The organism is Microcystis sp. M44BS1 (genome assembly GCF_020244875.1).
Lineage (GTDB): Bacteria > Cyanobacteriota > Cyanobacteriia > Cyanobacteriales > Microcystaceae > Microcystis > Microcystis panniformis.
The window spans coordinates 1-19,162 of sequence record NZ_JADBVM010000036.1; the positions used below are offsets into that span (position 1 = coordinate 1).

The 19,162-nt window shown below is 39.8% G+C and carries 20 protein-coding genes and 1 pseudogene; 10 read left to right on the forward strand and 11 right to left on the reverse strand.

Going from position 1 to position 19,162, the window contains the following annotated elements; all coding sequences use genetic code 11:
• The 5 genes from IM515_RS02025 to IM515_RS02045 form a co-directional block, all read left to right on the forward strand.
• Positions 1-113, forward strand: a 113-nt coding sequence (locus tag IM515_RS02025) for a transposase (protein WP_185237766.1), incomplete at its 5' end; no start/stop codon positions are given.
• 272 nt (positions 114-385) lie between these two features.
• Positions 386-3,142, forward strand: a complete 2,757-nt coding sequence (locus tag IM515_RS02030; protein WP_287629040.1) for a VWD domain-containing protein — start codon at positions 386-388, stop codon at positions 3,140-3,142.
• 142 nt (positions 3,143-3,284) lie between these two features.
• Positions 3,285-3,812, forward strand: coding sequence for a hypothetical protein (locus IM515_RS02035; protein WP_287629041.1), 528 nt, complete (start codon positions 3,285-3,287; stop codon positions 3,810-3,812).
• Between the two features lie 38 nt (positions 3,813-3,850).
• Entirely contained in the window at positions 3,851-4,519 is a 669-nt protein-coding gene (locus IM515_RS02040; RefSeq protein ID WP_287629042.1) for a hypothetical protein, read from the forward strand.
• A 68-nt stretch (positions 4,520-4,587) separates the two neighbouring features.
• Positions 4,588-5,043, forward strand: a complete 456-nt coding sequence (locus IM515_RS02045) for a hypothetical protein (RefSeq protein WP_287629043.1) — start codon at positions 4,588-4,590, stop codon at positions 5,041-5,043.
• Between the two features lie 365 nt (positions 5,044-5,408).
• On the opposite strand, the gene IM515_RS02050 is transcribed toward IM515_RS02045, so the two are convergent.
• The 3 genes from IM515_RS02050 to IM515_RS02060 all read right to left on the reverse strand — a co-directional run bounded on the left by IM515_RS02050 (position 5,409) and on the right by IM515_RS02060 (position 6,745).
• Positions 5,409-5,864: a type II toxin-antitoxin system VapC family toxin gene (locus IM515_RS02050; RefSeq protein ID WP_287629044.1), complete on the reverse strand. Its 456-nt coding sequence runs from the start codon at positions 5,862-5,864 to the stop codon at positions 5,409-5,411.
• Positions 5,864-6,142, reverse strand: a complete 279-nt coding sequence (locus IM515_RS02055) for a hypothetical protein (protein ID WP_287629046.1) — start codon at positions 6,140-6,142, stop codon at positions 5,864-5,866. The genes IM515_RS02050 and IM515_RS02055 overlap by 1 nt, the downstream gene beginning before the upstream one ends.
• Before the next feature lie 174 nt (positions 6,143-6,316).
• Positions 6,317-6,745, reverse strand: a complete 429-nt coding sequence (locus IM515_RS02060; RefSeq protein WP_287629047.1) for a hypothetical protein — start codon at positions 6,743-6,745, stop codon at positions 6,317-6,319.
• 288 nt (positions 6,746-7,033) lie between these two features.
• On the opposite strand from IM515_RS02060, the gene IM515_RS02065 reads away from it, so the two are divergent.
• The 4 genes from IM515_RS02065 (at position 7,034) to IM515_RS02080 (ending at position 9,359) form a co-directional block, all read left to right on the forward strand.
• Positions 7,034-7,279 carry a hypothetical protein gene (locus IM515_RS02065; RefSeq protein ID WP_287629049.1) on the forward strand — a complete coding sequence of 82 codons (246 nt, stop codon included), beginning with the start codon at positions 7,034-7,036 and terminating at the stop codon, positions 7,277-7,279.
• 840 nt (positions 7,280-8,119) lie between these two features.
• A complete protein-coding gene (locus IM515_RS02070; protein ID WP_287629050.1) occupies positions 8,120-8,623 on the forward strand; it encodes a pentapeptide repeat-containing protein in 504 nt (167 codons plus the stop codon).
• A gap of 45 nt (positions 8,624-8,668) precedes the next feature.
• On the forward strand, positions 8,669-9,022 hold the full coding sequence (locus tag IM515_RS02075; RefSeq protein WP_287629056.1) for a DUF433 domain-containing protein: 354 nt from the start codon (positions 8,669-8,671) through the stop codon (positions 9,020-9,022).
• Positions 8,997-9,359, forward strand: a complete 363-nt coding sequence (locus tag IM515_RS02080; RefSeq protein WP_194016561.1) for a DUF5615 family PIN-like protein — start codon at positions 8,997-8,999, stop codon at positions 9,357-9,359. The genes IM515_RS02075 and IM515_RS02080 overlap by 26 nt, the downstream gene beginning before the upstream one ends.
• Positions 9,360-9,704: 345 nt before the next feature.
• Here the strand turns inward: IM515_RS02080 and IM515_RS02085 are convergent.
• The 7 genes and pseudogenes from IM515_RS02085 to IM515_RS02115 form a co-directional block, all read right to left on the reverse strand.
• Positions 9,705-10,286, reverse strand: a pseudogene (locus IM515_RS02085) (rhomboid family intramembrane serine protease); the annotation flags it as partial.
• Positions 10,287-10,501: 215 nt separating this feature from the next.
• The gene (locus IM515_RS02090) at positions 10,502-10,729 is read right to left on the reverse strand and encodes a hypothetical protein (protein ID WP_002778028.1); all 228 of its coding nucleotides are present in this window, start codon (positions 10,727-10,729) and stop codon (positions 10,502-10,504) included.
• Positions 10,730-11,236: 507 nt separating this feature from the next.
• A complete protein-coding gene (locus tag IM515_RS02095; protein WP_287629052.1) occupies positions 11,237-11,722 on the reverse strand; it encodes a crossover junction endodeoxyribonuclease RuvC in 486 nt (161 codons plus the stop codon).
• Positions 11,723-11,725: 3 nt separating this feature from the next.
• Positions 11,726-12,829, reverse strand: coding sequence for a non-hydrolyzing UDP-N-acetylglucosamine 2-epimerase (gene wecB, locus IM515_RS02100; RefSeq protein ID WP_287629053.1), 1,104 nt, complete (start codon positions 12,827-12,829; stop codon positions 11,726-11,728).
• Between the two features lie 182 nt (positions 12,830-13,011).
• Positions 13,012-14,343 carry an MlaD family protein gene (locus IM515_RS02105; protein WP_287629054.1) on the reverse strand — a complete coding sequence of 444 codons (1,332 nt, stop codon included), beginning with the start codon at positions 14,341-14,343 and terminating at the stop codon, positions 13,012-13,014.
• Between the two features lie 46 nt (positions 14,344-14,389).
• Positions 14,390-15,172: an ABC transporter ATP-binding protein gene (locus IM515_RS02110; RefSeq protein WP_002771405.1), complete on the reverse strand. Its 783-nt coding sequence runs from the start codon at positions 15,170-15,172 to the stop codon at positions 14,390-14,392.
• Between the two features lie 294 nt (positions 15,173-15,466).
• The gene (locus IM515_RS02115; protein ID WP_287697842.1) at positions 15,467-15,628 is read right to left on the reverse strand and encodes a hypothetical protein; all 162 of its coding nucleotides are present in this window, start codon (positions 15,626-15,628) and stop codon (positions 15,467-15,469) included.
• Positions 15,629-15,659: 31 nt separating this feature from the next.
• Between IM515_RS02115 and IM515_RS02120 the strand changes: the two genes are divergently transcribed.
• Positions 15,660-18,230, forward strand: coding sequence for a TIGR03960 family B12-binding radical SAM protein (locus tag IM515_RS02120; RefSeq protein WP_287629055.1), 2,571 nt, complete (start codon positions 15,660-15,662; stop codon positions 18,228-18,230).
• 228 nt (positions 18,231-18,458) lie between these two features.
• On the opposite strand, the gene IM515_RS02125 is transcribed toward IM515_RS02120, so the two are convergent.
• On the reverse strand, positions 18,459-18,995 hold the full coding sequence (locus IM515_RS02125) for a hypothetical protein (RefSeq protein WP_002771399.1): 537 nt from the start codon (positions 18,993-18,995) through the stop codon (positions 18,459-18,461).
• Positions 18,996-19,162 lie beyond the last annotated feature (167 nt).

A 19,162-nucleotide genomic window follows, 5' to 3' on the forward strand; every position in this document is an offset into this window, starting at 1 on the left:
TGGTCGAGGGAATCAACAATAAACTTAAACTAATAAAACGGAGAGCCTATGGCTTTAGAAACTTTCGTAATTTTTGGGTTAGAAGTATGTTATCTTGGCATCTTGTCTGTTGATTTAGCATAAAGAGTAACGAAGAGCCAAAATTGATAATTATTTTAACCCCATTCAACCAGATGGTACACCCAAATTAGGGATCGATCGCTGGTGGGCAACCGCAGGAGTAGATAAGGAAATTACGGTTAACTGGACGGTAAAAGTTGAGAAAGAAGGTAATTATTATATCGATTTAAAAAATTTAACTCTTTCTGGTAAAAAATGGCAATTAAGCGATTTAGTTACAATTAATATTGTTAACCGAGAGAATAATACTGAGAAGACAATTAAATTGCCTAGAGGTTTCGCAGAAAATATTCCTGTGGGATATCTTACCAAAGGAATTTATACCTTTGAGATCAATAAAATTATCGTACCCAAAATACATATAGTAGAAGAGATTAAATTTGAAATAGGTTTAGTTGTTGGTGATACAAGTAGCGATTTCGGGTTAGATAGACAACCGACAAATAAAATCAATGCTTTATTTGTGGCGGATTATCCTGAAACAAATTCTCAATATTCGCTCAAGATTCAGGAGGCAGATCAAAAAATATTTAAAACCAAGATTCCTGTTTCTAAAAGCCAACTAATTAACTATTTTACTCCGATTTTGAATTTTGAGCCAGAGGAAGAATATCAAGTTCCTTTTGATGTTAACAAGAATACTTGGAAAGCCGAAACTAAAGCCACTATTAAGGATAGAGGAAATGCAGATGATTACTTATATCTTAGTCAATTTAAAACCGATATCAAAGGTGCTTACAGTCGAAGTAAAAAAACTCCTGCTAAAATTTATGCCTCAATCGTTGAAAATGATAATTTAGAAATAGATAACAAAAAAACAGGAATTAAAGAATTAGCAATTAACTATTATTTTCACTATCCCCATAGCAATTGGTACGATCACGAAGGATTTAATAATCATGAAGGAGATTGGGAAGGAATAACGGTCTTTTTACGGAAGGATCGGGATGGATACTACTATCCTTGTCGAGTTGCTTTTGGCGAACACATTTTCTTGGTGAGTGAGTTTATTTCCGAAGGAGGAGAAATTTTTGAATGGACAGAATTAGTTAAGGATAACAATATTCTATTTTCAACTAACTTAGGTAGCCGCAATGATATTCTTGCTCAACCTAATGTTTTTGTCGGTTTGGGTGGTCATGCGAGTTATCCTAGGTCGGACATTAGTGAATTAAGTATCTGTACTAAATTTACGATTCCCACATCTATTGATCCTCGTTGTGAAGAAAAACATCGAGGGGGGAAGATATACAACCTCCATGATAATTTATCTTTAATTTCATCTTCCGACCCTAAATCACGAGAAGTAGTGGAATATTTACCCCGTGTCGGAGTTGCGAAAATTGAAGACTTAGGTGATAAAAGTTGGTTGCTTTATCCAGGTACATGGGGAAATCCCAAAAATTGTACTACGAAATTACTGCTAGATATAGGTTGTCCTAGCGCACCTCGTGGTCCTGTATTTTTGGATTTAAAGAAAATTAGTGGAGTTAGTGGAATTTCTCAACCTATTTCTAAAATAGCGGGAATAACCTGGGAAAGTTTTGGACTAGGAGAACGTTGGTTAAACCCTTGGAAATGGTCAGCAACTTTTGCTGGTGCTGATAAAATTAAAGAAGGTTGTCCACCACCCCAAGAAGAACCGAAACCCGAACCTACCCCCGATATTCCCCGTAAACCGGACGGAAATACAGGCGTTATTTATGGAGACCCTCATATTGTCACCTTTGATGGCTTACGCAATAGTTTTCAAGCGGTAGGCGAGTTTATTCTGGCGAAATCTGAACGAGGAGATTTTGAAGTACAAGGTCGTTTTAAAGGGGTGGGAGATAATGCTTCTTTACCCTCAGCAGTAGCTATCAAAGCGGGTGGGGAACGAATCGGAATTTATCAAGGAAAGCTCAAAATTAATGCTCGCAATGTTAATGAGGCTAGTTTTCCCATTGTGCTTGAAGGTGGTGCAAGGGTAGATAAAAATGGGGGTGAATATAGAATTATCGCCCCCACCGGGGAATGGGTAGAAGTGTCGGGAAGTTCGGTCTTAACGATTAAGGTCACAGTCCCCAAATCTCGACTCTCAAAGATGTATGGTCTCCTCGGAAACTACAATAATAACCCAAACGATGATATGAAAACTCGCCAAGGAAAGGTTGTTGGCATCACGCCTAATTACGATCAGTTGTATAAGGAGTATGGCAATAGTTGGCGGATTCCTCAGCAAGAGTCTTTATTTGTTTATGAAGTCGGCGAAACTACAGCAACTTTTACGAATTTGAATTTCCCGAAAAAGGTCTTGACTTTAGCGGATTTTACGACGCAACAAAAACAGGAAGCGGAAAGGGTTTGTCGTAGCGCGGGGGTGACTGCTTCTGCTATGTTGGAATCCTGTATGTTTGATGTGTTGGTGACAGGCGATCGCTCTTTTGCTAATATTTCTGCTTATGTTCAGTCGGAGGTTAAGGTGACAGCAAATGTTACACCAACAACAAAGCCAACAGGAGCTATTTACTGCGATCTTGGCCGTTTTCCTGCTTGCCAAACAACAAAGCCAACAGTTCCTGAAAGCCAGTCAGGTACTTCACCAAAGCCAGGCTGTCAAGCTACTGTCAATAAAGTCCTCCAAGAAATTCGCTCTAAAGGGGTTAGAAGAGTTGAATTTAGTGTTTCTAAGGGAACGGCAAATCAATACCGTACTGGAAATCCAACAAATAAAACTGATGTATTAGATGTTGTTCTAATCGATGATGTAGGTGCTACTACCAGTAATGGAATTGCCATCAGTAATATTTTCGCATCACCAAAGCTTTTAAATAATTGGGCTGACCAAATTGTTAAAAACTGTGGCAATACAGCTATAGTAAGTTTTTGGATATCGCAATCAGATATAAGTATAAATTATTATATTCAACAAGATGGTACAACTATAAAAGAAAAATGCTCTCAACTAGACAATACCTCGGAACCCATTACTTGGGGATATGGTACCATACCGCATTGCCTCACATCGGAAAACACAAAATAATCAAGTAGATTTCAAGCTATGTAGCGTGGGTTGAGGAACGAAACCCAACACAACCAACGGTTACTTTTTTAACGTCAACTCAAATACTCAACTGCTAACAAAAATGTTTCATTTTAATTAAGTTTTCTCAGAGGACAAAACCATGAAACGACTTAACTCCCAAAATCTGTTAATTGCTTCCTTATTAGGATTGTCAACGCTTTTTGCTGGTTCCTATCCTTCGGTTAAAGCACAATCAGAACCAAAGCTAGGCTGTCAAGCTACTGTCAATAAAGTCCTTGAAGAAATTCGCTCAAAGGGAGTTAGAAGGGTTAAGTTTAGTATTTATAAAGGAACAGCTAATAGTTATAGAACAGGAAATCCAACAAACAGAACTGATGAATTAAATATTACTTTTGATTCATACAATGAGACTTATACTAATACTGATCCCAAAAGCGATAGCATAATTGATAATATCGTGAACTCTCCAGCTTTAATGAAAAGTTGGACGGATAAAATTGTTGCTAATTGTGGTAATACCGCTATAGTTTCTTTTGGTATCGCTCAATCAGATTTTAGTGACAGTTATTATATTCAATCTGATGGAACGACAAAATTAATGGAGTGCCCGGATGGTACACCACCATCTATTCTTCCGTGGGGTAAGGAATGGGGACCACAATGCTGATCATCATCGTAAAAAAATTATAAGGAGACTTAGTTATTATGAAAATCAAATCTAAGCTAACCAAAATCTTCTGTACTTTCAGCTTATTAGCTTTGATAACCAGCCAACAACTAGACAGTAGAACTGACAACCAAGTTCAAGCAATTCCTATAGACTCTATTGCTCAAGCTCAAGGAACAAATATCTCTTTTGAAGTGTGTGTTGACCACGCTAATTTTGTTCGTCCTAATCCTCAAAAGCACGTCAACCGATTAAGATCAGATAATCATTATCAAAATATGAGCAGTCAAGAAATTTTAAACTTACCACCATGGAAAGACGACTTTTTTTATTTTTCCTATTATGCTGGGTTAAGCGGAACAGGTTTTATGAGCTTTGAAGCAGGTCTTTGGTCATTATCGAATTCACAAAGTAAATCTCATGATAAATGTGTGGATAAATTTATTGAAAACCATAGGCAAGATCAGCGAAATCCAATGACTCAGCTATGGATTTTTAACCATAAACTAAAACAAATTAAGTGGGAAAATAACAAATATATCTTTATTGTAGAATACAGAGGTAAAGGTTTTCAAGTTATTAACTATCGAAAAACTGCATGGGATTTGGCGCAAGATAAGACTGTTTGGTTTGAATTTGTAGATACTAAAGGTAATCGTTTGGGAGGATGTAAGAAAGGATGGACTTGCCCAATTCGCAAAAAGTAGCTTGATAGTGCGATCAACTGCCAACAAAAATGTTTCATTTTAATTAACTTTTCTCAGAGGACAAAATCATGAAACTACCTAACTTCCAAAATCTGTTAATTGCTTCCTTATTAGGATTGTCAACGCTTTTTGCTGGTTCCTTTCCTTTGGTTAAAGCACAATCAGAACCAAAACTAGGCTGCCAAGCAACAGTTGATAAAGTCATTCAAGAAATTCGTGCTAAGGGAGTTAAAACTGTTAATTTCCGTGTCCTCAAAAATAGCGCAAATCAAGGAGTATCTTCTAAAAGAAATGATGAATTAGAAATTATTTTATCAGAATCAGATGCAGGAAATATTATTCTATCAGAAACAAGGAAAGGAAACAGCCAAATAAATGCTAAAATCACAGAAATTTTAAGTTCTGATACCTTTCTTGATAGTTGGTCTGATGAAATCTTTAAAAGTTGTGATAAAACTGGAACAGTATATTTTTATGGATTGATGACTAATGAAATTCTTCGCTTGGTTCGCACATATAAATAATTGTGGTCACCTTTCTTGTAAAACTTAATTGTCAATTTGAATAAGGCTATTACCAAATTGTTTTAACATGGGAATAACTTAAAATCTTATTATCACAACTCACCATCAAAATATCATAATGCTTTGCGATCGCCACTAAAATTTTATCAGTAGGATTTTTATGAAAACCATAAGGTAACTGAGTGCTATAGCAAAGAGCGGGGTGGTTAGGACAATCAATCGCTGAAACCCTTGACCGATAAGAGTTTGAAAATTGAAAGCGTCCTAACTAACTCGTTCTATGCCATATTAATCGTATTAATCGGTAATAAAGGTTCAATAATAACGCCAGAATCAGTTCGTACTATTAATATAAAAAAACAACATTATTCAGTTGTATCTCTCCAGTTTTCTAAAAGAAAATCAATTACGGTTTTTATCCTGGGAAAATCAGTGTCAGCCGAAACTAAAGTTAATTGATTACGAATAGCTATTGCTGCTATCCAAAGATCATTTTCATCAAAACCTAATTCGGTAGTTTTAGTAGTTTTACGTTTAGTTTTTTGCTTCGGTCCAAATTGTTTAATTAAAGCAGCTTTAATTCTCCCATAAATTTTGGCAGTTTGTTCATCTATATAGTAAATTCTCATATCTTCTAGAAAATCATTGAGGCGAATTAGATTTTGCTCTCTATAAATAGAGTTTTCCGCCATATAAATGAGTTCACCTGCTGTAATGATAGTCGTAGCTAGATTGATTTCTCCGACTTCTTTTATCTGTTTCAGAACAGTCGTATTTTCTAAAAAAATTAAACTACAATGATTAGTGTCTAAAAGATACATTATTCAAAAGGATTAAGACGATTATTGATTTTGACTTTACCTCTAGTTTCATAAACTAACTGAAGACAGTCTTCTAAGTCATCACCTACCCATGTTCCAGCATGGCGTAAAATAGAGCGACCTGACGCTGGTTTATAAGTAATAGTTTCTGATGCTGGTTTAGTTTTTTCTTGTTTATTTTTAATAAACTCTACAAACTCAGCAATAACCTTGAGACTATCCGAGGACATTTCTGACAAGTTTTTCTCTATTTTCTGTCTTAATTCAACTGGATTCATTTTCGCAAATCTCCTCTTATTCAGCACTTTTTGACATTTTTGTTGAACATATTCATGGAAATCATCAATTGTTAACTGATCTTGATGGCTTTCTACAACAAAACCATGAAACTACTTAACTCCCATAATCTGTTAATTGCTTCCTTATTAGAATTCTCAACGCTTTTCGCTAGGTCATATATTTAATCCAAAAATACGCCGAGTATTAGCTTGAAACATGATCCAAAGAATAAAAATCCCGATCGCTACTCCAAAAATAGCCAGGAGATTACCAATGAAGAGCCAAACAACATTTAAAAGCAAGCCAATGGATTGAGTGACGACCGTGCCATACCAAGCCCACTTCTGAATTGAAAATAAACCAATACTGGATACAAATTGGACAATGGCAAGCAAAGAAAATAGTAAAGCAAGTAAAAATCCCAAAAATGAAAATACGGCTGCGTCTGAAGCACTTCCAGAAACTGCACCACCCAACAGTCCACCCAGAATCGCTCCGCCAAACATTAGAACTAAACCTGCTATGACACCAAACAGAGAAAAGATAAGCTGGATCACAGCAACGACCATAATACGCTCAGGGAGGCTTCTACGAGGTTCCATAATCTCTCGTTAAACTCTTGAAATACATATCAAGTCTACACTACTGGGGTGAAGATTACTACATTCAATCTGATGGAACGACAAAATTAAATAAGTGTGTTCCTGGTGGGACACCCGGTCTATTACCTTGGGGGGTTTCAATCTGCCTATGAAAATCGGCTCTCCCGACATTATGGGGTAAAATGTTAGTATATGTTACATTCTGGGTGCAGGTTCCTTGCGCCCCTACAGTAGGGCAAATTCGTTTTCTGTCGCGCCGTTTAGCTACCACCCAAGAACGTAAAGCTTATGAATCAGACCTGTGATCTAGATGATGATTTACGCCCCGAATATGACTTTACTAAACTTCCAGTCATAGCAAGAGGTCAAGGGCGAAAAAAAACTACTTTAACCGTCGAAATAGACCCCGACGTTGCTACTATTTTTCCTGATTCAGCAGCCGTTAATGAAGGATTACGTTTGTTATTACGCCTAATTCAAAATAGTTCACCTCAAGTAATTGAACAGTCTTTAACTACCTCAAAAACATCATAATTGCAGTATTCAAATGAGTGAAGCTGACTCACCAGACTTGATAAATTGAGAGAGGTTACATTCTGGGCGCAGATTCCTTGCTCCCCTACAGTTCCTAGCCATGTAGGTTTGATTAAGGCACAAAACCCAACACAACCAAAGGTTACTTTTTTTAACTCCAACTCAACCTTCAATCGCTTGAGCCGTGCTTTGATAACTGATACCACCTGTCAAGCCCCATTATATCTGTTGAAGTTTTTGCTTGTGTCAATCAAAGCGGCGATCGCCTTATAATATCTGGTAGCCATTTTGGGGATTTGGTGCGTTACTGCGGCGAAAAAACCCGATCCCTCCTCCCCAAAGACGTAGAAGAGAGCGGCTACTCCGAGAGAGCGGTATCCATCGTCTCAGTCTTGAGTGGAATGTACCGTCATTCCCATCGGATGATGGTTTGTACGATGTCCGACTTATTTGGGGTGAAGATGTCTCTGGGGACAGTCAATCGTCTGAGAAAGGAAGGAAGTGAGGCACTATCAGCCCTCTGTGGCGGAAGCCGAAGCCTACATCCAAGCCGCGCCGATAGTGGGAGCCGACGAGACGGGATTCGGACAAGGAAATGCCGATGGACTCTCATCCCCAGTCCAAGAGAGCCGGGTGGTTGTGGGTGGCCGTCACCCCGTCGGTCAGCTTCTTTCAAGTCATGCTGTCGCGCTCTAGTGCAGCGGCTCAAGCAGGGAATGAGATTTGGGTGGTAGCAGGGAATCATAAAATTTTGCTATTATCTTGAATATTCCAGGAAAATTCTGTGTCACGATAGTCTATTGTTTATTCCGTTTTTAAGTTGATTGAGGTGGAACAGTTATGAAATTCACTCTCCTTTTTTCAATTGTTGTCCTATCTTGTGTTAGTTTAGCTAATCCTAGCCGTGCAGAAAATCCTGATCATGTTAAGAAATTTAAGCAAACCAAACAATGTCCAGGATGTGATTTGAGTGGTGCGGATTTGAGGGGATTAAATCTAAGACAAGCCAATTTACAAGGTGCGGATTTGAGTGGTGTTAATCTAAGCGGTTCTGATTTGACAAAAGCCAATCTAAGTAATGCAATTTTGACGGGATCTAACTTGGGTGGTGCCAAGTTGATAGGGGCAAATCTATCTAGCGCAAGACTTAACAGTTCTTATATGGGCGAGACAAAATTAATGGATGCCAATTTAAAGGTAGCAAGTTTGATAAATGCTGATATAGGCCAGGCTAATTTTACAGGTGCCGATGTTACAGGTGCTAATTTTAATGGTGTAAGATGTCATACTTGGACAACTTACACAGGGCTAGATGGAAGCACAAGTACAGCATGGTGTAAATAACTAACACTATCCTTTAGATTCAGTACAGCTTCGGTGAATTTCATGATACAACTCGAAGACTATTTTAACTTTCTAACCCCTAATGACATTCGCTTAAAAGGAACAAGAATTGGTATTGAAACCATTCTCTATGACTATATTTATCATGCCAAAACACCTGAAGAAATTGCTAAAACTTACTCATCTTTGAGCTTAGAACAAGTTTATGCAACAATTCTGTACTATTTGCATGAGCAAGAAAAAATAACCAATTACTTAACCGAATGGATCGAACATGGAGAAAGAATGAGAGAAATACAAAAACAAAATCCTCCTCCTGTTGCAGAAAAATTGAGAAAGTTAAGGCAACAAAGAAAAGCAATCAAACAAGCAAATGAGTCTGAAATATCTCTTAGATGAAAATGTTGATCCTCTCTATGCGACTCAACTAAGAAGACTCAAGCCTGATTTAGTTATTAGAGTTATTGGAGAACCTGTTACACCAGATAAAGGAACATTAGATCCTGAAATTCTCTGCTGGTGTGAAGAAAATAATTTTATTCTGGTAACAAATAATCGGACTTCTATGCCCGTACATTTAGCAGATCATCTACAAAATCATCGTCATATTCCAGGTATTTTTATTCTGAATCCTAATTTGAGTATTGGGGAAAATATAGATGAGTTAATTCTGGCGGCTGAAGCTTCATTTGATAATGAGTATCAAGACCGAATTGATTATCTTCCTTTACCTTGAATCTGTTTGACTTAAGCATAATATATATCACCGTCAACGATCTTCATTATTTTGCCGTTGTTGTTCTTCCCAATCGCGCTGTTCTTGTTCTTTCCACTGGCGATATCGTTCTTCTGCTTCTACACGATCACGATGACGCGCCTCCGCGTGACCCGCTTGAGGAATTGTATCTTTCTGTTCCCCTGATGTGCTTGAAGATCCTCCAGCTATTGCACAAGCGATAAAACCAATGACTCCCAATATGAAATTGATGAAATTATCACCAGTCAATAGCCAATTTACAAACCAAAAAGTGATAAAAATAAAGAAAAATAGACGAAAAAACACACTTCTCATGGCTCTTCCTTTTTCTTGAGCAATGAACTCAGCCGCTAAAGTGCCAGTTAAAAATCCAGATAGCAAGTGAGAAATTTGTTGCCCATATATAAAAACAAAAACTAAAAAAATTGAAAGGTAAACATATAAAAAATTGACCAGAAAGCCATCCTTATCATAATTTGGATCAAAATTACTCTGACCTCCTAACGCTAAAAATCCTAGATAGCCAAAAATCAGGCTACTCAACCCAATCTGAGGAGTGTTAGTCGGGGCGAAGATCCAAATCCCCAATCCTCCAACAATCATAGTGATGATAGTAACAATCCAAAAATCACGTATTTTTAATCGCATCACCAACCAGCTACAAATCACAAACCCTATAGTACCGACAATAAGATCTTTAAAACTACCATGTAGAAACGGGGCGAATAAAATCCCTCTTAACCCAAAAGGCCAAGAACGAGGAATAATGCCATATTGATTTAATTGATGATCAAAAACAAATTGGTCTAAAATTTCTACAATCCAGAAAATAGCGACAAAAACACCTATAATCGTCATTTTTGTCTTTAAGTGACCAGTCATGAGATGATTAGTTCTTCTTGCCATATACTTTTTGAGGGAGAAAACTCTAGTCATTCCCCATTATAGTTCAGACACTGAGCCAGACAACATTAACTTGCACCATCAATACTCCTGTAGGCACAATTACCGCCACCGATGCCGATAATAACCCCTTAACCTACAGTGCGATCGCTGATCTTGTAGGTTGGGCCCGTTGTGGGTAAACAATAAATATATTTTCGTAACAGAAAGCTCATGATTCATGGATGATAAGCCGTAATAACCAGACTTCTATCGTCACCATAAATTGCTTCAACACGACGAAAACTAGAATGATTCCACCAGACTTTAATTCTATTTCCCTTGGCTGGAGCAGACCCAACAACGGCATAACCAGCATTGAACATCAATTGTTCAAAAACTTCTGCTGGCATTGTTTTAGATGAAATGGGAGAAAGACCATCAATTTGATGCTTATCGAGGGTCATAACTCCCTTTATAGGTTGTAAAAATTTGATAACCGGGTAAAACTAAGCTGATACCCGCAAAACTATGTATTGTTCCTGGATAACTTTCTTCTGCATCACTACCCCCCAATCGCCAACAAAAAGAACCCAACCAAATATAAAAGCCTGGAATCAGTGCGTCCATCGAATAGGCAATATGCTTTAACTGAGGGTTAACTTCGTTTGATGATCCCTTTTTTTGGGAAACTTTTATTTTCATTTATTTTCATTATTTTAAACTTATAATCGTTTAAGAACTATACCATATTTTTATTAGCATTGACGATGACAATTATCACAATTCCACACTTAAACCCTTTGGTGCGATCGCTGATATGGTAGGTTGGGTTGAGGAAGGAAACCCAACGCTAATCAAAGATATTTGAAGGCCTTATTATCTTCAACCGTCCCATCGAACTAAGATAGTGCAAGCTTAAAGATGGCTTTTAGTTGTCAGCTAAATTTTTGCGCCAATTTCGTCAAATTGCTTCAAGAGATTTGATTGCGAACGCCACTGAAAGCAGCGTATGCGATCGCTATAGCATCTACAGCATCATTAATGGGCATTTTTGTCAATCCGAATAAATACTTAATTTCTTCCGCCACCTCAGCTTTAGTGGCCCTACCATGGCCCAGATGACATTTCCAACTAGCTTGATGGAGGAAAATCGGTTCAATTCCCCCATCGCGACAGCTAACTAGATTGATAATTCCCAATGCTTGCAGGACTCCACCGGCTGCCTTGATTTGCCGGTTAAAAAAGGGCATTTCCACGGCAATTTCCCCCGGTTTATATTCTGCGATTAACTCCTTTAAATCCCGTTCAATTTCGATCAAACGCTGGGCAGTAGAAAGATTTTTAGAAGTTTCGATCGTGCCGTAATCGACTAAAATCGGCATTAACTCACTATTATCCCGGAGAATAGCCCAACCGACAATCGCTAATCCGGGGTCGATACCCAACCAAGTAGTCATAGATTAAGCCAAAAAATCTTGGACGATTTGGAGGATTCTTTGGGATGCTTGTCCATCTCCAAAAGGATTAATTGCATTAGCCATACGATCATAGGCGATTTTATCCCCTAATAATTCTCCCGCTTGTGCTAAAATTTGCTCTGGATTAGTACCAATTAATTTCGCTGTTCCCGCTTGTACTGCTTCCGGTCTTTCCGTGGTTTCTCGCAATACTAAAACCGGTTTTCCTAAACTGGGGGCTTCTTCTTGAATGCCCCCAGAATCAGTTAATAATAAATAACAGCGTTGAATCGCCCCCACTAACTCGGCATAATCGAGAGGTTCAGTTAAAAATACCCTGGGATGATTGCCCAAAGCGGACTTTATTGGTTCTCGGACGGTGGGATTGCGATGGAGGGGTAATAATAGGGCTGTATCGGTATATTTTTCTAACAACAAAGTGAATCCTTTGATAATATCCTGTAACGGTTCGCCCCAATTTTCCCGGCGGTGAACCGTAGCTAATAAAACCCGATAATCTGACCAATTTAAGCCCGCAATTTGACATTCTGGGGCGGTTTTGGCTACGCTTAATAAAGCATCAATAACCGTATTACCGGTGTGGTGAATATTTCCTGTCACCCCGGATTTTTGTAAATTTTCCACGGCTAAAGTAGTGGGAGCAAAATGTAGGGTAGTCAGTTGAGAAATTAGGCGGCGATTAGCTTCTTCGGGATAGGGATTATAGATATCATTAGTTCTTAATCCTGCTTCCACATGAGCGATAGGAATTTGTTGATAAAAAGCCGCTAAAGCAGCAGCAAAAGCAGTGGTAGTATCACCTTGCACAATAATTAAATCTGGTTTTATGCGCTCAAAAACCGTTTCTAAACCCCGTAAACTGCGGCAAGTAATATCAGTTAACGTTTGACGAGTTTGCATAATATCGAGATTTTCATCTGCTTTGAAAGCAAATAATTCCATCACCTGCGCTACCATTTCTTTATGCTGTCCCGTCAGAATTACATGGGTTTGAAACTGTTCCGATTCTTGAAAAGCACGAATAACGGGAGCTAATTTAATCGCTTCGGGACGAGTTCCAAGAGTAATACAAATTGATTTCAACATATTATTATCAGTTATCAGTTATTTTAGCCGTCAGGAGACAGGAGACTCCGAGACAGGAGACTCCGAGACAGGAGACTCCGAGACAGGAGGATTATTTTTATTTATTCTCCCTAATTCATAATTCATAATTCACAATTCATAATTCATAATTCATATTCTATCTCTTGAATTGTGCTGTTTTGTCATTTTTCACTCGTGGGTGGTTGTTGAACGATAAATTGGGGATAGAGTTGCATTTGCTTAGGATTTAAAGGTCGAGAGATGGTCAAAACTTTTTGTTTAGCTAACTCTTGAGTCATGGTATCTAAAGTTTGAGCGATACGCAAATTATATTCTAATTGTTCCCCGGAAGAAAGCAGATTACTTAAGCCATCGATTAAACGTCTTAAATTCTCGCGAAATTGGGGATCACCAATTAACTCATCGATATCGGAGGTGATTTTTTGAGTATTTTCAAAAGTCACCCTAGCGGATTCGAGAGTTTTTTGCAGTACGACAATTGTAGCAGGATCGTTAATAGTTTTAGTAATTTCTCGTAAATTATTCGATGTTTCCACCGCATTATTCAAAATCGTCTCGATATTTTGCATGACTTGTTTAGTATCAATTTCATCTAAACCAGCATTCAACCTCAGGGCGGTATTATTGAGATTATTAGCGAGACTACCAATACCTAAACTAGCTTGATTAATATTATCGAGAGTATTAACAATTTGTCCCCGATTTTCGCTGAGAACACCATTGAGATTAGCGACTAATTGGGAAGATTGTTGAAAAGTTCTGCTGATTTGACTGCGATTTTCCTGAACGGTACTATCTAAAGTATTGATAAAACGCGAGGCATTATTAGCCGTATTAGTCACCGAGCGACTGGTGGCGGCTAATTCCAAAGAGAGACGAGAAATTTCTCTTTGAGCATTACGGATAGTTTGGGAGGTATCATCGGATAAACGGGCGATTTTTTTGGCCGCTATAGCGGTATTTTTGGTGACATCATTGAGATTACCCACAAATTCAGGACTGGTAAAAGTATCCACTAAACGACCAACACTAGACATTAATTGTGTTCCTGTTGTCCCCTGTAAACGACTATTATTACAGAGAATTAACTGTTGATCACAGTCGGGACTCAGAGGGTCGAGATTTTTGGCCTCAGCACTTAAAGAAACTAAGGGAGTGATATCGATGGCTGCCTCCCCAATTAATCCGGAAAGATTGGTAGTAACAGTTACCTTCCTAGGCATAACTAAAGTAGCAGAAGCAATCTCGGCAATAACTTCCACTTGATTACTCCCCGGGATAAAACTCGTAATTCTTCCCACTCTCACCCCGCGAAAACGTACCGGCGCCCCGACTTGTAACCCTTCCACGTCAGCAAACTCGAAGATTAATTGATAGGTTCTTTGACCAAATCCTCCCCCGCGAACCCAGATAGCGAGCGCCCCAAAGACTAATAATCCGCCTAGGGCAAACAAACCTAGTCTTCCTTCCCGTAAAGCTCGCGAACTCTGCATGATTTTTCTCTCATTCTCGATAGTTCTTAATTTAGCTTAATCTAGCTTAAACGATTGTTCTAATCGGGCCCTCAATGCTGGCGCTAAAAAATTGTCGGATCATGGGATGATCGGTACGATCGATATCTGCCACTAATCCCTGCCATTGCACTTTTCCCTGATAGAGAAATACTACTCGATCGGCGGTGCGTCGGATGGTACTTTGTTGGTGAGAAACCATCACATAGGTGTTCGCAGATCCCGATTTTTCATGGAGAGTCCGCACTAGATCCTCGATAATTGTAGAAGCTATCGGGTCTAATCCTGCGGTAGGTTCATCATACAGCAGTAATTCGGGATTATCGGCCTGATTATCGGGATTAGTGATAATAGCGCGGGCAAAAGCCACCCGTTTACGCATTCCCCCCGATAGTTCCGAGGGATAAAGGTCACTAATTCCCTGTAAACCGACCATTTCCAGGCTTTCTTCCACTAATTCCCTAATTCTGGCTTTTTTTAAATTAGTTTGTTCATAAAGATAAAAACCGACATTTTCCCCGACGGTGAGAGAATCAAACAGGGCTGTTTGTTGAAAAACTAAGGAAGTTCGCATCGCTTCTCGACCATCTTCTAGCAATCCCTGACGTAATTGACCTTTAATACGAATTTCTCCCGCATTTATCCCCGTTAATCCCGCAATTACCCGTAAAACCGTCGATTTTCCCGTTCCCGACGGTCCGATAATTACCAGGGCCTCCCCTCGATAAATGGTTAAATCTAAACCTTCGAGAATAACGTTATCCCCGAATCTTTTCGATACTCCTCTCAATTCAATTAACGGTTCTTTCATCGTCGCTTAATTATCTTATAGCCTCTGGAATTTTAGGGAGATGGGGAAGTGGGGAGTATTTTCAGTGAACAGTAAACAGTAATCAGTCAACAGTAATCAGTGAACTGAAAACTGAAAACTGATAACTGATAACTCAGGGTAAGCGCATCTTAACAATCCTTGACAAAATGAACTTTATATGAGTGGCTTACCCAGAGAGCGATTCAGGCATATTTGAGGAGAATTGGCCATCTCAATTGTTAAGCAAAAATCGACCAAATGTGAAGATTTCGTAACTATTCTGATTGACTGGTATCACCTGAAATGCCCATGCGGATCACAAAATTGGCCAATTGTCAATAGCTTTTGAGATGCTCTCACCCTGACTGATAACTGATAACTGATAACTGATAACTGATAACTGATAACTGATAACTGATAACTGACTCGATTCTGGCTGCTATAGTAGAAAAGCACCCATTGCTGAAGATATCTGAGGTAGATTGCCGTGACTATTGCTTTAGACCAACTACTCACCCCCGACATTGTTCGACCGGCGCGTTATTTGGGCAACGAGTTAGGTGCTAAACATAAAGAATGGGCAAGTGCTGTGGTTCGTTGGGTGTTAACCTATCCGGAAGTGTACGAAGTGGGGGCATCTAACCTCGGCCATATTATCCTCTACAATATCCTCAATGCACAACCTCGCCAACTCTGCGATCGCACTTATTTACCCGCACCGGATTTAGCCCAAAAACTCAAACAGACAAAAACCCCCTTATTTGCCCTAGAATCCCGTCGTTGCCTCACAGATTTTGATATTCTGGGTTTTAGTCTCAGTTATGAGCTAGGAGCCACCAATATTTTAGAAATGCTCGACCTAGCGGCAATTCCCTTGACTTGGAGAGCAAGAGACTCGGGTAACTATCCGCTAATTTTTGCCGGGGGACAAACTGCCACCTCTAACCCCGAACCCTATGCCGACTTTTTTGATTTTATCGCCCTTGGTGATGGCGAAGAATTATTGCCAGAAATCGGTTTAATTTTAGAAGAAGGTAAACTAGCTAATCTAAGCAAAGAAGAACTATTACTAGATTTAGCCCAAATTCCGGGGGTATATGTCCCGCGTTTCTACGATGTCACCCCAATCGGTGCAGTTATCCCCAATCGTGACGATGTACCGCCAAGAATTTTACGCCGGGTAGCGACTCCTATCCCAGCCTATTCTATCGGTTTAGTTCCCTTCGTGGAAACGGTTCACGATCGCCTGGTGGTGGAAATTCGTCGCGGTTGCACTAGGGGATGTCGTTTCTGTCAACCGGGGATGTTAACCCGTCCCGCGCGGGATGTGCAACCGGAAGCAGTAATCGAATCGATTGAAAAAGGAATGCGAGCGACGGGATATAACGAATTTTCCTTATTATCTCTCAGTTGCTCCGATTATCTAGCTTTACCTGCCGTGGGTATGGAGATTAAAAACCGTCTCCAGAATGAGAATATATCTCTATCGTTACCCAGTCAAAGAGTCGATCGCTTTGATGAAAATATTGCTAACATAATTGGGGGCAATCGTCAATCGGGTTTAACCTTTGCACCGGAAGCGGGAACCCAACGAATGCGCGATGTGATTAACAAAGGGTTAACCAACGAAGAATTACTCAGAGGGATAAAAACTGCTGTCGAACAGGGTTGGGATAAGGTCAAACTCTATTTTATGATCGGTTTGCCAGGGGAAACCGATGTGGATGTCATCGGTATCGTGGAAACGGTGCGTTGGTTGCGTCGGGAATGTCGTTTACCGAAGCGGAAACCCCTGGATTTTACCCTAACTATCTCGAATTTTACCCCTAAACCCCATACCCCCTTCCAGTGGCATTCCGTCTCCACGGCCGAATTTATCCGCAAACAGGAGTTATTAAAACAGGAATTCCAGGGTATGAGAGGGGTAAAAGTCAATTATACCGATGTCCGCATCTCGGCCATGGAAGATTTTATCGGTCGCGGTGACAGAAGTTTAGGGAAAGTGGTGCTGCGCGCTTGGCAATTGGGAGCGGGGATGGATGCTTGGTGGGATAATACAGAAAAAGCCTATCAAGCATGGTCACAGGCGATCGAAGAATCGGGTTTAACGTGGAAATATCGTCAGGTAGAACAGGGAGAATGGAATATTTTTGTCGATGCAGACAAAGATATTTTAGAGCGTCCTTTGCCCTGGGATCATCTGGATACCGGTATCGATAAAAAATGGCTAGAGGAGGACTTAAAACGCGCTCTAGACGCGGCAACGGTTCCCGATTGTTCTTTTGAGGGTTGTTCCCATTGTGGCGTTTGTAGCGTCGATTTTGGCCATAATATCGTTATTGAAGCGCCCCCGATTCCCGGTTTTGCCGGACATTTTCAACCCAATCAAGAACGCGCCCAAAGAATTCGGGTTTGGTTTGGCAAAATTGGCGAAATGGCCCTAGTTAGCCACTTGGATCTGGTGCGTTTATTTGATCGCGTCGTCCGTCGGGCTGCTATTCCCATTTCCTTTACCGGTGGATTTCACCCTGGTCCGCGCATTTCGATCGCCAATGCTTTATCCTTGGGAGCAACCAGTAGCGGTGAGATTGTCGATTTTGAATTGACAAAAGTGATCGATTTAGAGACGTTTAAACAGCAGTTAAGAGCGCAATTACCCGCAGATTTGCCGGTTTATCAGGTGGAAGAAATTCCCTTAAATGCTCCTGCTGCCACCCGTTTGTTAGAAAAAGCCGAGTATTTGCTCACTTTTAATAGCGAGGGAATTGACTGCCAACAGTGGCAAAATTGGCTCGAGGCAATTAAACAAGCAACGGTGATGGAACGGGAAAAAACCACCAAATCCGGCAAAAAAGTCACGATTAATCTGCGAGAACAATTATATGAATTAGAGTTAAAAACTGTTGACAAACAAGCCGTTTTGTGCTATGTGGGCAGTTGTCGCAATGATGGCACTTTACTACAGCCCGATCATATCGTCGAGATGTTAGAAAGGGTTTCTGGAGAGGAAATTTCGCTGCTTAATTTTCATCGTCAGCGCTTGATTTTAGGGGCTTAACCATCGTCAACTGTTCCCTTTATACTAAACTAAGTAGTCGTGCAAAATTAATTTCCTAGTCGAGACTCCGAGACAGGAGACTCCGAGACAGGAGACTCCGAGACGGGAGACAGCTATTAGGGATCGGATTTGAGTTTTCAGTTCACTGTTTACTGATCACAGCAGAATTCTGACGGAGTAGTGGCTTAGATGTGTAATTAATTGTGCTTAGATACTTAAGAGAGTCAGCTAATCTTGATCGACTAATTCTAAGGAATCATCAATCAACGCTGGCCGATAATTTTGAACAACCATCGGTAAAAAAGCCCCTCTTAAACCCTTTTTTATTCTCTCGTCCGTTTGATCAAAAACCACAAATAAAGGATGAATTTTTTCTGCACCTTCACTAAACATATGTTGTTCTCTGGGGGGCATTAACCATTCATATTCTTTATCTAAACAGATTTGGGTTTCGCGCCAGCGTTTCAACAAATCAGAAAAATCTTCCCCCGGACGATGGATAAAAATCAGGATTTCTGAACCTAATTTAATTTTCCATTCCGGATCACACATCAGAATCGCCAAATCACAGGCTAATTGTACCGTCTTTCTAGATTCAAGGCCAGAAGATGGACGAATTCTGACCAAGGGCAAGGGAATAGTAATTAAACTCTCTTCAGGACGACGCAGACTAGGAATTAACTCTAAATAGGGGCGATATTGTCGCAATAATTCGATCGCCCCTTCACGACAGCTGTATTCCGCTAATAAAGTTTCGTAAGACACAGATTCACCTAATCAAATAAAGGGAGTTGACATCCTCGCCGCCGTAAAACGGACGGCGATTCCCAAACCTCACGATTTGGGTTTCTGCTTCTTTCCCGAAGGATTTTTCGCACCTGCCTTAACAGATTTACTCTGTTCTGGTCTTATGGTCGCTCTACAGACTGACA

Coding starts and splice junctions, on each gene's coding strand:
- IM515_RS02105 (WP_287629054.1), bottom strand. CDS start 14,343: ATGCAGAGTTCGCGAGCTTTACGGGAAGGAAGACTAGGTTTGTTTGCC.
- IM515_RS02035 (WP_287629041.1), top strand. CDS start 3,285: ATGAAACGACTTAACTCCCAAAATCTGTTAATTGCTTCCTTATTAGGA.
- IM515_RS02040 (WP_287629042.1), top strand. CDS start 3,851: ATGAAAATCAAATCTAAGCTAACCAAAATCTTCTGTACTTTCAGCTTA.
- IM515_RS02050 (WP_287629044.1), bottom strand. CDS start 5,864: ATGTATCTTTTAGACACTAATCATTGTAGTTTAATTTTTTTAGAAAAT.
- IM515_RS02090 (WP_002778028.1), bottom strand. CDS start 10,729: ATGACCCTCGATAAGCATCAAATTGATGGTCTTTCTCCCATTTCATCT.
- IM515_RS02065 (WP_287629049.1), top strand. CDS start 7,034: ATGAATCAGACCTGTGATCTAGATGATGATTTACGCCCCGAATATGAC.
- IM515_RS02110 (WP_002771405.1), bottom strand. CDS start 15,172: ATGAAAGAACCGTTAATTGAATTGAGAGGAGTATCGAAAAGATTCGGG.
- IM515_RS02055 (WP_287629046.1), bottom strand. CDS start 6,142: ATGAATCCAGTTGAATTAAGACAGAAAATAGAGAAAAACTTGTCAGAA.
- IM515_RS02080 (WP_194016561.1), top strand. CDS start 8,997: ATGAGTCTGAAATATCTCTTAGATGAAAATGTTGATCCTCTCTATGCG.
- wecB (WP_287629053.1), bottom strand. CDS start 12,829: ATGTTGAAATCAATTTGTATTACTCTTGGAACTCGTCCCGAAGCGATT.
- IM515_RS02095 (WP_287629052.1), bottom strand. CDS start 11,722: ATGACTACTTGGTTGGGTATCGACCCCGGATTAGCGATTGTCGGTTGG.
- IM515_RS02060 (WP_287629047.1), bottom strand. CDS start 6,745: ATGGAACCTCGTAGAAGCCTCCCTGAGCGTATTATGGTCGTTGCTGTG.
- IM515_RS02045 (WP_287629043.1), top strand. CDS start 4,588: ATGAAACTACCTAACTTCCAAAATCTGTTAATTGCTTCCTTATTAGGA.
- IM515_RS02070 (WP_287629050.1), top strand. CDS start 8,120: ATGAAATTCACTCTCCTTTTTTCAATTGTTGTCCTATCTTGTGTTAGT.